6 protein-coding genes are annotated in these 14,678 nt (G+C 71.2%); 5 read left to right on the forward strand and 1 reads right to left on the reverse strand.

From position 1 onward, the window contains the following. Positions 1–10: 10 nt before the first annotated feature. Positions 11–6,037 carry an amino acid adenylation domain-containing protein gene (locus AC3WRR_RS02460; RefSeq protein WP_492296142.1) on the forward strand — a complete coding sequence of 2,009 codons (6,027 nt, stop codon included), beginning with the start codon at positions 11–13 and terminating at the stop codon, positions 6,035–6,037. A 12-nt stretch (positions 6,038–6,049) separates the two neighbouring features. On the opposite strand, the gene fhuF is transcribed toward AC3WRR_RS02460, so the two are convergent. Further along, entirely contained in the window at positions 6,050–6,805 is a 756-nt protein-coding gene (fhuF, locus tag AC3WRR_RS02465; protein WP_081050127.1) for a siderophore-iron reductase FhuF, read from the reverse strand. A gap of 250 nt (positions 6,806–7,055) precedes the next feature. On the opposite strand from fhuF, the gene AC3WRR_RS02470 reads away from it, so the two are divergent. Genes AC3WRR_RS02470 through AC3WRR_RS02485 form a run of 4 tightly spaced genes read left to right on the forward strand, consistent with a single transcriptional unit; the run spans position 7,056 to position 14,518 of the window. Continuing rightward, positions 7,056–10,283 (forward strand): amino acid adenylation domain-containing protein, encoded by a 3,228-nt coding sequence (locus tag AC3WRR_RS02470; RefSeq protein WP_492296144.1) that lies wholly within the window; start codon positions 7,056–7,058, stop codon positions 10,281–10,283. After that, positions 10,280–11,962 carry a cyclic peptide export ABC transporter gene (locus tag AC3WRR_RS02475; protein ID WP_492296146.1) on the forward strand — a complete coding sequence of 561 codons (1,683 nt, stop codon included), beginning with the start codon at positions 10,280–10,282 and terminating at the stop codon, positions 11,960–11,962. The genes AC3WRR_RS02470 and AC3WRR_RS02475 overlap by 4 nt, the downstream gene beginning before the upstream one ends. A 32-nt stretch (positions 11,963–11,994) precedes the next feature. Next, a complete protein-coding gene (locus AC3WRR_RS02480; protein ID WP_010810184.1) occupies positions 11,995–13,095 on the forward strand; it encodes a GNAT family N-acetyltransferase in 1,101 nt (366 codons plus the stop codon). A 22-nt stretch (positions 13,096–13,117) separates the two neighbouring features. Next, a complete protein-coding gene (locus AC3WRR_RS02485) occupies positions 13,118–14,518 on the forward strand; it encodes a lysine N(6)-hydroxylase/L-ornithine N(5)-oxygenase family protein (protein WP_010810183.1) in 1,401 nt (466 codons plus the stop codon). The last annotated feature ends 160 nt before the right edge of the window (positions 14,519–14,678 follow it).

The raw sequence follows: 14,678 nt of genomic DNA on the forward strand, positions 1-14,678 counted from the left end.
TACCGCTCCCATGTCAGATGCACTGAATACCGCGCACGCGCAGGTCGCCGCGCGCTTTGCCCGGCTGGCGCCAGCGCAGCGCACGGCGTTCCTGGCCGCGCTGCACGACAAAGGCGTGGCCTTCTCCACGCTGCCGATCGTGCCCGCGCCGCGCAGCGAAGCGCTGCCGCTGTCGTACGCGCAGCAACGCCTGTGGTTCCTGCAGCAGCTCGATCCGGCCGGCACCGCCTATCACATGCCGGGCGCATACCGGCTCGAAGGGGCGCTCGACGCCGCAGCACTGCGCCGTGCGTTCGATCGCATCGGTGCGCGCCATGAGGTGCTGCGCACCACCTATCCAACCGACGCTGCCGGCGTGGCGCGCCAGCAGGTGCACGACAGCCTGCCGCCGCCATTCGTCGAGATGGAAGCCGATCCCGCCGGCCTGGACACCACCATCGACGGCATTGCCCACGCGCCGTTCGATCTCGCCGCAGGACCGCTGTGGCGCGTCGCGCTGATCCGCGAGAGCGTCCGGTCCCATGTGCTGGTAGTGGTGCTGCACCACATCGTCGCCGATGGCGCCTCGATCGTGCGCCTGGTCGCCGAGCTGGCCGCCTGCTACGCGGCCGAAGCCGCCGGCACGCCGGCCGAACTGCCGCAGCTGCCGGTGCAGTACGCCGACTTTGCCGCGTGGCAGCGCAACTGGATGGACGCCGGCGAAGCCGAGCGCCAGCTCGGCTACTGGCGTGAACGCCTGGGCGATGCGCCCGGCGCCGCACTCGATCTGCCGGCCGACCGGCCACGCCGCGCGGCGCGTACCGGCGCGGGCGCCGAGCACACCTTCGTCATTCCGGCCGACGTGGCCGCGGCGCTGCGCACGCTTGCCGGCGCGCATCAGGCCACGCTCAACATGGCGCTGCTGGCCGCCTATGCGGTCTTGCTGAACCGCTACACCGGACAGGCCGATATCTGCATCGGCGTGCCGGTGGCCAACCGGCAACGCAGCGAGACCGAGGCGCTGGTCGGCTGCTTCGTCAACATGCAGGTGATGCGCGCCGAGGTGGCGCCAGACGAGCCGTTTGCCGAGCTGCTGCCGCGGTTGGCGCGGCAGGCAGCGGCGGACCAGGAGCACCAGGCGCTGCCGTTCGACCTGCTGGTGGAAGCGCTTCAGCCCGGCCGCAGCCTGGCGCAGCCGGCGCTGTTCAACGTCACCTTCGACCATCGCGCCGCTGGCGCTGCGGCGGTGCCGCAGCTGAAGGGGCTGCGCGTTACGTCGCTGGAACTGCCGGTGACGACCGCGCGTTTCGAACTCAGCCTGGCCACCACCGAGCTGCCCGATGGCAGCCTTTTCGGTCGGATCGCCTATGCCGCCGATCTGTTCGATGCCGCCACCGTGGCGCGCATGGCGGGGCACTATGGGCGCCTGCTGCAGGCGTTCGCTACCGATCCCGCCACGACGTCCGCCGCAGCGGTGCTGCTGGGGGATGCCGAACGCGATGCGCTGGCCCGCTGGAGCGAACCCGGCTGCGCGGCACCGCCGTTCGTGCCGGTGCATGTGCAGGTGGCGGGCCAGGCCCGCCGCGCGCCCGAGGCCCCGGCCGTGCTGTTCGGCGATGCCACGCTCAGCTACGGCGAGTTGAATCGCCAGGCCAACCGGCTCGCGCACCGGCTGGTCGCGCAGGGTATTGGCGCCGAGAGCCGCGTCGGCGTGGCGCTGGGCCGTTCGCCGCGCATGATCGTGGCGCTGCTGGCGGTGCTGAAGGCTGGCGGCTGCTTCGTGCCCTTCGATACAACCTATCCGGCGCGGCGCCTGCTGGACATGCAGGAGGACGCCGCCCCGCAACTGCTGCTGACCGAGCGCGCGCTGCGCGAGTCCTTCCCGGTGGCAGAAGGCCTGCCGGTGCTGCTGGTCGATGACGACGCCGACGCATCCTGGCCCGAACACGATGCCGAAATTGCCGTGCACCCGGCGCAGCTTGCCTACGTCATCTACACCTCGGGCTCGACCGGCAAGCCCAAGGGCGTCGCGGTGGCGCACGGCCCGCTGGCAATGCACGTGGTCACCACCGCCGAGTGCTACGACATCACGGCCACCAGCCGCGAACTGCATTTCCTGTCGTTCAGCTTCGACGGCGCGCATGAGCGCTGGATGGTGCCGCTGGCCAGCGGCGCCAGCATCGTGCTGCGTGACGACACGCTGTGGAGCGTGGAGCAGACCTACGCCGCGCTGCGCCGCCATGCGGTCACGCACGCGGGCTTTCCGCCGCGCTACCTGCACCAGCTCGCGGCCTGGGCCGAGTCGCAGGGCGATCCGCCGCCGCTGTGGCTGTATTCCTTCGGTGGCGAAGCCATGCCCCGGGCGGGCGTGGCCCGCCTGACGCAGGCACTGCGGCCGCAGCACATCATCAACGGCTATGGCCCGACCGAGACGGTGGTGACGCCGCTGGTGTGGAAGGCAAGGGCCGCTGACGCGGAAGCCCAGGTCACCGGCGCCTATGCGCCGATCGGCCGGCCGGTGGGGGCGCGCAGCGCGTACGTGCTGGACAGCCGGCTGGAACCGGTGCCGGTGGGCGTGCCGGGCGAACTCTATCTCGGCGGCGAAGGGCTGGCGCGCGGCTACCTGGGCCGCGCCGGCATGACGGCAGACCGCTTTATTCCCGATCCGTTTGGCGCGCCCGGTGGACGGCTCTACCGCACCGGCGACCTGGTGCGCTGGCAGCCCGACGGCTGCATCGAATACCTCGGCCGGCAGGACCACCAGGTGAAGATCCGCGGCTTCCGCATCGAACTGGGCGAGATCGAGGCGCGCCTGTTGGCGCAGCCCGGCGTTCGGCAAGTGGTGGTGCTGCCGCACGAGACGTCCGCCGGCACGCGGCTGGTCGGCTACGTCGTGGCGCAGCAGGGCGCGGCATCGTGCGAGGCCCTGCGCGCGGCGCTCGCGGCGGCTTTGCCCGACTACATGGTGCCGGCCGCGATCCTGCAGCTCGACAGCCTCCCGGTCACGCCCAACGGCAAACTGGACCGGCGCGCGCTGCCGGAACCGCAGTGGCAGGCCGAGACCGCCTACGCCGCGCCGGTGTCCGCGGCGGAGCGGATGCTGGCGGCCGTGTGGGCAGACGTGCTCGGCATCGCGCAGGTGGGCCTGCATGACAACTTCTTCTCGCTCGGCGGCGATTCCATCCTGAGCCTGCAGATCGTCGCGCGCGCCCGTTTGCAGGGCTGGCGGCTGACGCCGCGCCAGGTATTCGAGCACCAGACGGTGGCCGCGCTGGCGCGGGTGGCGGAGCGCGTGGGTGGCACGGCGCAGGATGCGGCCAACGATGACGCTGGCGCGGCGCCGCTGACGCCGGTGCAGGCGGCCTTTCTCGGGCAGCCGCTGGCCGAGGCCAGCCGCAACCGCTTCAACCAGTCGGTGCTGCTGCGCCCGCAGTCGGCCATCGACGCACCGGCATTGCAGGCCGCGCTGCAGGACGTCACCGGCCACCATGCCGCGTTGCGCTACCGCTTCACTCGCACGGACCAAGGCTGGCGTCAGCAGGCCGTCGCCGAGGCCGGGGCCGCGGTCGCACTGACGACCATCGACGTGCCGGACGCCACGGCAATCACCGCTGCCTGCGATGCGGAGCAGGACCGGCTGGACATCGCCCGCAGCCCGCTGCTGCGCGCGCTGCACCTGCGCGTCGCCGATGGCAGCGAGCGGCTGTTCCTGGTCTGCCATCACCTGGTGGTGGATGGCGTGTCATGGCGCATCGTGCTGGAAGACCTGCAGGCCGCCTACGCCGCCCGGCTGGCGGGACAGGTGCCAGCGCTGGCGCCGGTGGGCGCCAGCTATGCCGCATGGAGCCGCACGCTGGCAGGGCCGGCGCGCGACATGTTCGCGCCCGAGGCCGAATACTGGCGCACCGTCACGCGCGACCAGATGTCATTGCCATGCGATGGTCCGGGCGGTGAACCGGCGCGCCCCCGCACGGCAAGCTTTGCTTTGGACGCGGCCACGACTGACGCCTTGCTGCGGCGTGCCCATGCCGCCTACCGCACCGGCGTCAACGACCTGTTGCTGACGGGCTTCGCGCGCGCGCTGTGCGCCTTTGCTGGCCGCGACGACATCCGCATCCACATGGAAGGCCACGGCCGCGAAGCCGAGGCGGCCGGCAGCGCGCTCGATCTCAGCCGCACGGTGGGCTGGTTCACCAGCGTCTGGCCGGTCCGGCTGGCGAGCGTTGCGGACGTTGGCGACACCATCGCCGGCGTCAAGGAAGCGCTGCGCGCGGTGCCGCGCCAAGGGCTGGGGTACGGCGTGCTCAGCGCTCTCGCGCCTGCGGCGCTGCCGCCGTGCGCGCCGCAGGTGTTGTTCAACTACCTCGGCCAGTTCGACGGCAGCCTTGGCGAAGGCAGCTGGCAGGCCGCCGCGGAGGATACCGGTCGTGGCGTCTCCGACGACATCCCCTTGCCGGCGCCGCTGGCGTTCGACGGCCGGATCCAGGGCGGCCGCCTGCAGTTCCGCTGCACCTACAGCGGCGCGCAGTTCCGCGAGGCCACCATCGAAGCGCTGATGGCGCGCATCGCGCAGTCGCTGCGCGAGGTGGTCGGGCATTGCGTGGCGCAGGCCGTGACGCGGCTGACGCCCTCCGATGTGCCGGCCAGCGCGCTGTCGCAGCTGCAACTGGATGCGCTCGCGCTGCGTGCCGACGAGATCGAGGACATCTGGCGGCCCACGCCGATGCAGCGCGGCATGATCCGGCACGGCGCGCGGCATCCCGGCTCGCCGGCCTATACCGTGCAGGTGCAGGCCACCATGGACGGGCTCGACGTGGAACGCATGGTCGCGGCGTGGCAGGACGCGGTGCGGCGGCATCCGGTGCTGCGGGCCCGGGTGGCGTGGCTGCAAGCGGGCGCGGGCATGGAGGCCGAGCCGCTGCTGGTGGTGCCCACGCAGGCCACGCTGCCGGTCAGGCACCACGACTGGCGCGAGCGCAGCCATCGCCCGGCCGCGGCCGCCGACGATGCCCAATGGCAGGCGCTGTGCGAGGCCGAGTTCCGCGAGGGCTTCGACCTGGGCCAGGCGCCGCTGATGCGGCTGACGCTGGTGCGCATCGGCGACCACAGCTGGCGCTTCCTCTGGACCTGGCATCACCTGCTGCTGGACGGCTGGAGCATGTCGCGCCTGCTGGGCGAGGTGCTGCGTGGCTACGACGGCGAGCAGCCGGCCCAGCCCGCGGTGTCGCTGCGCCGCTACGTGGCGTGGCAGCAGGCGCAGTCAGGCGCCGATCCTGAACAACGCTGGCGCGAGCGCCTGGCGCCGCTGGCACGCCAACCGGTGCGCATCACGTGCGAGGTCGCGCCGGCACGGCGCGGGCAGCAGATCCGGGCGGTGGAGCACGTGGTGCAGGCCGATGCGCTGCGCACGCTGGCCGCTTTCGCCAGCCGCCAGCACGTCACCGTCAACACGCTGGTGCAGGCAGCATGGATGCTGGCGCTGCGCCAGGCCACCGGTGCGCGCACGGTGGGGATGGCCGTGGTGGGCTCGGGCCGTTCGGCGGAGTTGCCCGGCATCGAAGACATCATGGGCTTGCTCGCGAGTACCTTGCCGCTGGTGCAGGCGCTGCCCGACTCGCTGCGCGTGGCCGACTGGCTGCCGGCGCTGCAGGCCGACAACCTGGCGCTGCGCGAGATCGAGCATGCGCCGCCGGCGTGGCTGCAGAGCTGGGCGGCCGGCAGCGACGATGCCGCGCGCACGCCGTTCGACACCATGCTGATCTACGAGAACTACCCGGTCGACAGCACGCTGCGGGAAACCCAGCGCGGCGTGCTGCGCTTCAGCGATGTCGATAACCGCGGACAGATGAGCTATCCGGTAACGGCCATCGTGATTCCGCGTGAAACGCTGACGCTGCGCGTGGAGTACGACACGGCGGCGCTCGACGACAGCGCGGCGAAGGAACTGACCCGGCAGTGCGTGGCGATCCTGCTGGCGCTGCCGGCGCTGGCCGGCGCCACGCTGGGCGAAGTGCCGGTGCGCGTGGAGCACGGCAGCGCCAGCGCGCTGGCGGCCTAGGTGCCGACGGCTTTACCGCAGCAGGCGGCGCGGGCAGTCGCCGCACAGCGTGAAGGCCGGCAAGCGGTAGCGCAGGCAACACAGCCGGCGCAGCCACAGCGTGGTGGTGGTGCCGTCCTGCGTCACGCGGTGCGCGCGCATCGGCGCATGCAGCGGGTTGTCGCGGCCGTCGGGGCGGGTGCGGGTGTCTATCAGCCAGGCCGCGTCGGCAGCCAGCGTGGCGTCCGTGGCCGGCATATCCGGCTGCAGCAGGGCGGGCGCGTGGCGCAATACCTCGGCGACGACAGCGCCGGCATTGGCCCACAGCAGGCGCGGCGACGCGCCGCTGGCCGCTGCCAGCGCTTCGATCAGCGGTGCCAGCAGGTCGTCCAGCAGGGCGCCGTAACGCTGCTGCGGCGGCGCGCCGGCAAACCTCTGGCCAGCGTGTGGCAGCAGCAACGTCACGGCGCGGCCGTGCCGATCGGGCCGGATGGCCGTGTCGCGCAAGGGCAGCACGTGGTGCGCCAGCGCCGCGGCGGCCACCGTGCCAGGCAGCAGCGCGGAGAAGCAATGCCGCGCCCAGACCGAGCCGGCCACGCGCGCATCGTCGCCACCGTAGTGGACGGCCATGGCGTGAAGCGCCTGCCGTAGTGGGGCGCGGCCCGCCGGCGCGGACATGAGCGCGGCGGGCATGACGTCATCGGACGTCGTGGGGCCGATGCGTACGGCCTCGGCGTAGTGACGCAGCGGCTCGGGAAACAGTGCAAGCAGGATCGGTAACGGAAACAAGAGGCAGCCCCGTACGGCGTTGCGGATATGCAGTCAACGCCTTTTCTTTGTTGAAAATGAGAATGATTATCAGGTATATTCGCAATTCGCTTTGTAAAGACAATCTCGCACCTGGGCGCCCCCTTGCCAGTCAGTCGCAGCATGGCCGCGGCTGCGGGGCGGTCCTGGCCTTGCCGTTCGCGCGGCAAGGCCATGCGCGCGGTGGCAGCCAGGCCAGCAATGACTGCCTCGCGGCTCCCGAGGAGACCCAATGACGCAGCCTATGCCCGACCTGACGATCCGTGCGCGCGCCTCGCAAGACCCCGCGCCGCTGTCGTTCGCGCAGCAGCGCCTGTGGTTCCTGCAGCGCTACGCGCCGGACAGCACCGCGTACAACCTGGTGCGCGCCTGGCGCCTGCAGGGCCCGCTGTCGGCTCCGGCGCTGGAGCAGGCGCTGGCGCAGGTGACGGCGCGCCATGCGGTACTGCGTACCCGTTTCTCGACCGGTGACGGCGAGCCCCGGCAGATCGTCGACAACGCGCCGCCGGCCGTGCAATGGATCGACCTGCCCGCAGGCGAGCTCGATGCGCTGCTGCGCCGCGAGTCGGCGCGCGTATTCGACCTGCACGCCGCCGCGCCTTTCCACGTCACCGTCGCCCGGCTGGAGGAGGGCGCCCACGTGCTGGTGCTGGCCATGCACCACATCGTCTCGGACGGCTGGTCCAACCCGATCCTGGCGCGCGACCTCGCACGGGCCTATGCCGCGGCCGTCAATGGCAGCGAGCCGGGCTGGACGCCGTTGCCGGTGCAGTACGCCGACTACGCTGCCTGGCAGCGCGAGCGTCTCGATGGCCCTGCGCTCGATGCCGCGGTGGCACGCTGCGCGGACCGCCTGGGCATTGGCATTCCCGCGCTGGAACTGCCGCTCGATGCCCCGCGTCCGGCGCGGCCGGCAGGCAAGGGCGGGCGCGTCCGCTGGACGCTGTCGGACGACGTGGTGGCAGCGCTGCGCAGCTACTGCGCTGGTGGCACGGGTCGGGGTGGCCGGCTCACGCCGTTCGCCGTGTTGCTGGCCGCATGGCAGGCGCTGCTGGCGCGCCACAGCGGCCAGTCCGACTTTGCCGTGGGCGTGCCCAACGCAGCCCGCACGCATGAAGAGCTGGACGAACTGGTCGGCTGCTTCATCAATACCCAGGTCTATCGCGCCCGGCTGACGCCCGGCCTGAGCGGCCACGCGCTGTGTCAGCAGGTCCGCGACGATGCGCGCGCCGCGCTGGACCACGCCGACCTGCCGTTCGAACTGCTGGTCGACAGGCTGGCGCCGTCGCGCGACCCCAGCCGCACGCCGGTGTTCCAGGCGATGTTCAACCTGCAGATGGGCGAGCCCGCCGCCTTCACGCTGCCCGGCCTGCAGGCGAGCCCACTGCCGGTGCCCGACGACAGCGCCAAGTTCGACGTCACGCTCGACCTGCACGCCAGCGCCACGCGCGTGTCGGCCACGCTGGAATACGACGCCACGCTGTTCACCGCGGCCACGGCCCAGCGGATGGCGCGGCACTATGAACACCTGCTCGGCGCGATGCTGGCCGCGCCCGAGACGCCGCTCGAAGCACTGCCGCTGATGGATGAAGGCGAGCAGGCCCGGACGCTGGCCGACGGCAACGACACCGGCCTTGCACTCGACCCGGCCGACGACGTGGTCGCACGGATCGCGCGCGCCGCCGCGGCCACGCCCGATGCCATTGCGGTGACGGACGGCGCCTCGAGCCTGACCTATGCCGGGCTGGAAGCGACCGCCAACCGCATCGCGAACTGGTTGGCCGCGCAGGAACTCGGCGCCGAGGCGCTGGTCGGCGTGTGCCTGCCGCGCACGCCCGCGCTGGTGGCAGTGCTGCTCGGCATCCTGAAGGCGGGCGCCGCCTACCTGCCGGTCGACGCTCACCATCCGGCCGCGCGCAATGCCCACATCCTCGGCCATGCCCGTGCGCGCCTGATCCTGGCGAGCGCCGCTACACGCGCCGCGCTCGGCGACAGCGGCGCGGTGGTGCTGGTCGACGGCGACACGCCGCCCTGGAGCACGGCCCCCGATACGCCGCCGGCTGCGCCATGCCATCCGGCACAACTGGCCTACACGCTCTACACCTCCGGCTCGACCGGCACGCCCAAGGGCGTGCAGATTTCGCGCGGCGCGTTTGCCAACTTCTTGCGGGCGATGACGCCGGTGGTGCCGATGGACGGCAGCGACCGGCTGCTGGCGGTGACCACGCTCGGCTTTGATATCGCGGGGCTGGAGCTGTTCCTGCCGCTGGCCAGCGGCGCCCGCGTGGTGATCGCCACGCGCGACGATGCGCGCGACCCGGCGCGGCTGGCGGCGCTGATGTCCGCGCACGGCATCACCGTGATGCAGGCCACGCCCGCGACCTGGCAGATGCTGGTGACGCAAGCCTCGCCGGCATGGGAGGGGCTGCGCGTGCTGTGCGGCGGCGAGGCGCTGGGGCGCGAGCTGGCCACGGCACTGCTGGCCAGGGGCGCGCAGGTCTGCAACGTCTATGGCCCCACCGAGACCACGGTCTGGTCCGCGGCGCATGCGCTGGCGGCCGAGGGCGCTCCCGCGTGGGCGGTCGCGCCGGTCGGCCGGCCCATCGCCAACAACCAGCTCTACGTGCTGGACGCGCGGCTCGAACCGGTGCCCCCGGGCGTGGCCGGCGAGCTCTACATCGGCGGCGCCGGGCTGGCGCGCGGCTATGCCGAGGATCCGGCCCGCACCGCCGCGGCCTTCGTGCCCAACCCGTTCGCGCCCGGCACGCCGGGCGCCATGGCGGGCGACCGGCTGTACCGGACCGGCGACCTGGCGCGCAAGCGTGCCGACGGCATTGTCGAGTTCCTCGGCCGGCGCGACCACCAGGTCAAGGTGCGCGGCTTCCGCGTCGAACCGGGCGAGGTCGAGGCGGCGCTGAGCGCGTGCCCGCAGGTGAGCCAGGCAGTCTGTGTGGCCCGGCAGGGTCCCGACGGGATGGCGCGGCTGTGCGCGTACTACGTGGCCGCCACGGCTGGCGATGACTCGGACGACGCCATCCTCGCGCGCCTGCGCGAGCAGTTGCCCGGCTACATGGTGCCGTCCAGCCTGACGCGGCTCGATGCGCTGCCGCTCAACGCCAACGGCAAGGTCGACCGCCAGGCGCTGCCCGAGCCGGCCGCGCCGCGCGCGGCGGCGGCACCATCGACGCCGACCGAGCATGAACTGGCGGCGCTGTGGTGCGCGGTGCTGGACGTGGCCCAGGCCGGAGCCGACGACGATTTCTTCCTGCTGGGTGGCCATTCGCTGCTGCTGGTGCGGCTGCAGACCCGCATCCGCGAGCAGATGGCCTGCGAACTGGCGCTGCCGGCGCTGTTCGCTGCGCCCGTGCTGCGCGACATGGCCGCGGCGATCGACCAGGCCGGCCGGCGCGATGCCGACGCCGACCTGGCCTTCATGAACGATCTGCTGGAGGCCCTGTGAATCTGTTCCTCTCATTGCGCCGCCGCTTCGGCGGCCTCCTGCTGTTGGCGCTGGCCGCGGGCACCTGCAGCGCGCTCGCCGGCATCGCGCTGATTGCCGAGATCAACCGCATGATCGCCGCGCCGGCGGCGCTGGAAGCGGGGCGCACCGGCGTGCTGCTGGGCCTGCTGGCGGTGCTGTTCGGCTGCGGCTTCGGCTCGCAGGCGCTGCTGACCGCGCTGGGCCACCGCGTGGTGTACGACATGCGGCTGCGCATGCTCAAGCGCGTGCTCGATACCGACGTGGAGCGCCTGGAAGCGATCGGCGGCCCGACCGTCTATGCCACGCTGACCAAGGACATCGCCTCGATCGGCATGGCCTTCAACCGCGTGCCGTTCGTGTTCTACAACGGCGTGCTGGTGCTGGGCGGGCTGCTGTACCTGGGCTGGCTGTCGTGGCAGCTGTTCGTGCTCGGTGCCGCGGTGCTGGGCGCAGGCGTGCTGCTGGCGCAGCGCTGGGTGCTGCGCATGCGCACCCTGATGAAGGCGGTGCGCGATACCGACGACCGGCTCTACGCCGGCTACCAGGGCGCGATTGATGGCCGCTACGAACTGGCGCTCAATGCCTGGCGCAAGCAGAGCTTCTACCAGCGCGACTTCGAGCCCGCCGCGGAGTTTGCGCGCGCACATGAGGTGCGCGCCGACCGCTACTGGGTGCTGAGCCTGTCGTTCACCGCGACGCTGATCCTGGGGGTGGCGTGCGCGATCTTTATCGCCGGCGATGCGCTGGGTATTGGGCGCGAGCGCATCACCGCCTTCGTGCTGGTGCTGATGTTCCTGCGCATGCCGCTGAATGACCTGGTCGGCACGCTGCCGATCCTGATGACCGGCAACGTCGCGCTGCGCAAGATCGAGACGCTGCGGCTGGCGCCGTACACGGAGGATTTCGCGCTGCATTCGACCAATACCGCCGCTGCACCGCCCGCGCCGGGCACGCCGCTGATCACGCTGCAGGACGTGCGCTACGACTATCCCGGCCAGGGCGACGAGCGCGGCTTCCGCCTCGGCCCCGTGTCGCTGACGCTGTCCGCCGGCGAGACGGTCTTTATCGTCGGCGGCAACGGCAGCGGCAAGTCCACGCTGATGAAGCTGCTGGCGGGCCTGTACCAGCCGAGCGCCGGCAGCATAGCGCTCGGCGACCGGCCGGTGGGCACCGCCGAGCTGCCCTGGTATCGCAGCCATTTCGCCACGGTGTTCTCCAACGCCCATCTGTTCGCGCGGCTGGTCGGCCCGGACGGGCGCTTCGACGCCGCGGTGGCCAATGCTTTCCTGAAGCGGCTGCACATGGACCACAAGGTCGCCATCCGCGATGACCTGCTGTCGACCACGCAGCTGTCGCAGGGGCAACGCAAGCGGCTGGCGCTGCTGGCGGCTTATGTCGAGGCGCGCCCGGTGCTGCTGCTCGACGAATGGGCAGCCGACCAGGATCCCGTGTTCCGCGCCTATTTCTATGAATCGCTGCTGCCGGAGCTCAAGCGCAGCGGCAAGACCATTGTCGCGGTCAGCCATGACGACCGCTATTTCCACGTGGCCGACCGCGTGATCGGCGCCGACAGCGGCGTGATCCGCGCCGACAGCGCCACCGACAGCGCCGCCGCCCCCGCCGCGGCCGGCCAGACCGACCATCAGGCCGCCGCATGACGCGCGCCAACACAGACAGGGAGTCAGTTCACATGCAAAGCAATGCCGCGCCTTTGATGACCCACGCGATCGCGAGCCAGCCCTGGTTGTCCGCGACGAGCCCCACCCTGCAGAGCCGCTGGGATGGCTGCGCGCTGCAGCTAAGCCTCGACGGCACGCCGCTGCAGGCCTGGCAGTTTACGCCCGGCACCCAGCCGCGGCTGGCACTTGCCGATACCGACCCGGTCCATCCGCTGGCGCGCGCCGCGACCTTTGCCGCCTGCGAGGCGGTGCTGGCGCGCACCCCGGCGACGCAGGCAATCGCGCTGGACCTGCCCGATGCCATCGCCAACGCAATGCTGCGCGAGGGCAGCGCCACGCGCGCGGCCGGCGGCGAGCTGGTGACGCGCGTCGAGCAGCTCTGGCAACTGCCGGCGCTGTGGCACACCGGCACCTCGGGCCGCGACTATCCGCTGCAATACGCGATGACCCAGGGCCGGCGCCATCCGCTGCGCGCGCCCAAGCCGTCGGGCCAGGTCTATGCACGCCATATCCCGTGGCTCGGCCAGGTGTTCTCGATGCGGGTGGCCGATCTCGATGCCGACCTGGCGTGCTTCCACGGCTGGATGAACGATCCGCGCGTGGCGGCGTTCTGGGAGGAAGAAGGCGATCTGGAAAAACATCGCGATTACCTGTCGGCGCAGCTGGCCGACCCGCACACCATCCCGCTGATCGGCTGCCTGGACGGCAAGCCGTTCGCGTACTTCGAGGTGTACTGGGCCAAGGAGAACCGCATCGGCCCCTACTACGACGTCGACGACTTCGACCGCGGCTGGCACGTGCTGATCGGCGACGGCGAGATCCGTGGCAAGGCGTATATCAGCGCCTGGCTGCCGTCGCTGATGCACTACATGTTCCTGGACGACCCGCGCACGCAGCGCATCGTCGGCGAGCCCCGCATCGATCATGTGCAGCAGATCCGCAACCTGGACCGTTCCGGGTTTGCCAAGGTCAAGGCCTTCGATTTCCCGCACAAGCGCGCCATGCTGGTGATGCTGCTGCGCGAACGCTTCTTCGGCGAGCGCCTGTGGGTGCCGCAGGACGACGGGCAGGCGCAGCTGTCCGGTGCAGAACCGACCGCGCTGGCGGCCTGAGCCAGCCGCGCAAGGAGAGACCATGCTCTATTCCGCTTCCACCTTCGCCGCCCACGGCACCGATGCCGGTGCAGGGCCCGTGCTCGACCTGCTGGGCATCGGCTTCGGGCCTTCCAACCTCGCGCTGGCAGTGGCCCTGCGCGAAATGCTGCCGCAGCAGGCACCGTTCCGCTTCGGCTTTGTCGAGAAGAAACCGGGCTTCGTCTGGCACGGCAATATGCTGCTCGACAACAGCCGCATGCAGATCTCGTTCCTGAAGGACCTGGTCACGATGCGCAATCCGGCCAGCCGCTATACCTTCATCAACTACCTGCACGAGCGCGAGCGGCTGCTGGACTTCATCAACACCCGCACCTTCTATCCCAGCCGCTACGAGTTCAACGACTACCTGTCCTGGGTGGCGGGTGATTTTGCCGACGCCTGTCACTACGGCGAGGAAGTGGTTTCGGTCGCGCCCGAGCCCGCCGGCGGCAATGGCGATCTGGCCTGCCTGCGCGTGACCTCGCGCACGGCGGAAGGGGCGCTGACCGAGCGCCGCGCGCGCAACGTGGTGGTCAGCGTCGGCGGCGCGCCCAGCATTCCGGACGCCTTCGTGCCGCTGCGCGGCCACCCGCGGGTGTTCCATTCGTCGTCGTACCTCGAGTCGCTGGAGCGGCTGGAGCGCACAGCGCCCGTGCGGCGCGTGGCAGTAATTGGTTCGGGCCAGAGCGCCGCCGAGATTTTCCTGGACCTGCATGGCCGCGAAGGCGGCATTGCGGTCGACCTGGTCAGCCGTGCGCCGGCGCTCAAGCCGGCCGACGACAGCCCCTTCGTCAACGAGATCTTCAACCCGCGCTATATCGACTACCTGTTCTCGCGCGAGGCGACTGAGCGCGAGCAACTGCTGCGCGAGTTCGGTAATACCAACTACGCGGTGGTCGATACCGACCTGATCGAAGCCATTTACGAGGTGCTGTACCAGCAGAAGGTCACCGGCAAGGTGCGCCACCGCCTGCTGGCCGGCAGCGAGGCCCGCCATGCCGAGGCCGATGCCGACGGCGTGCGGCTGGACATTGCGCGGCGTGACGATGGCGCGCATCAGTTGCAGCGCTATGACGCGGTCATCCTCGCCACGGGCTACCGGCGCGAGCTGCACCAGTCGCTGCTGGCGCCGCTGGCGTCCTACCTGGACGACGCCAAGGGCTTCCAGGCCGACCGCGACTACCGGCTGCAGATGGCGCCGGGCTGCCAGGCGGGCGTATTCCTGCAGGGCTGCTGCGAAGCGACGCACGGCTTGTCGGACACGCTGCTGTCGGTGCTGGCGGTGCGCGCGCAGGAGATTGCGGCCGCCGTGCTGGGCAACCGGGCGGGTGCGGCATGCGCCATGGAGGCCGAGCCGCCTCGCAGCCGCCCCGCGCGCGTCGCGCACGCCGGCACGCACTGAGGTATCGCCCATACAAAGCAATATGAGGACCGGCGGCCGCGACCAGGCGGCCAGCCGGGTCCCACGGCCTGGATTTTCACAACCGAGCAGGGGAGTAAGAAGGAAATGAAACACAGCAACAGACGCGCGACCGAACGCGCGCGGGCAACAAGGCATGGGT

Source organism: Cupriavidus sp. FW305-3-2-15-C-LB2, from assembly GCF_058787575.1.

Coding starts and splice junctions, on each gene's coding strand:
- AC3WRR_RS02460 (WP_492296142.1), top strand. CDS start 11: ATGTCAGATGCACTGAATACCGCGCACGCGCAGGTCGCCGCGCGCTTT.
- AC3WRR_RS02485 (WP_010810183.1), top strand. CDS start 13,118: ATGCTCTATTCCGCTTCCACCTTCGCCGCCCACGGCACCGATGCCGGT.
- AC3WRR_RS02480 (WP_010810184.1), top strand. CDS start 11,995: ATGCAAAGCAATGCCGCGCCTTTGATGACCCACGCGATCGCGAGCCAG.
- AC3WRR_RS02470 (WP_492296144.1), top strand. CDS start 7,056: ATGACGCAGCCTATGCCCGACCTGACGATCCGTGCGCGCGCCTCGCAA.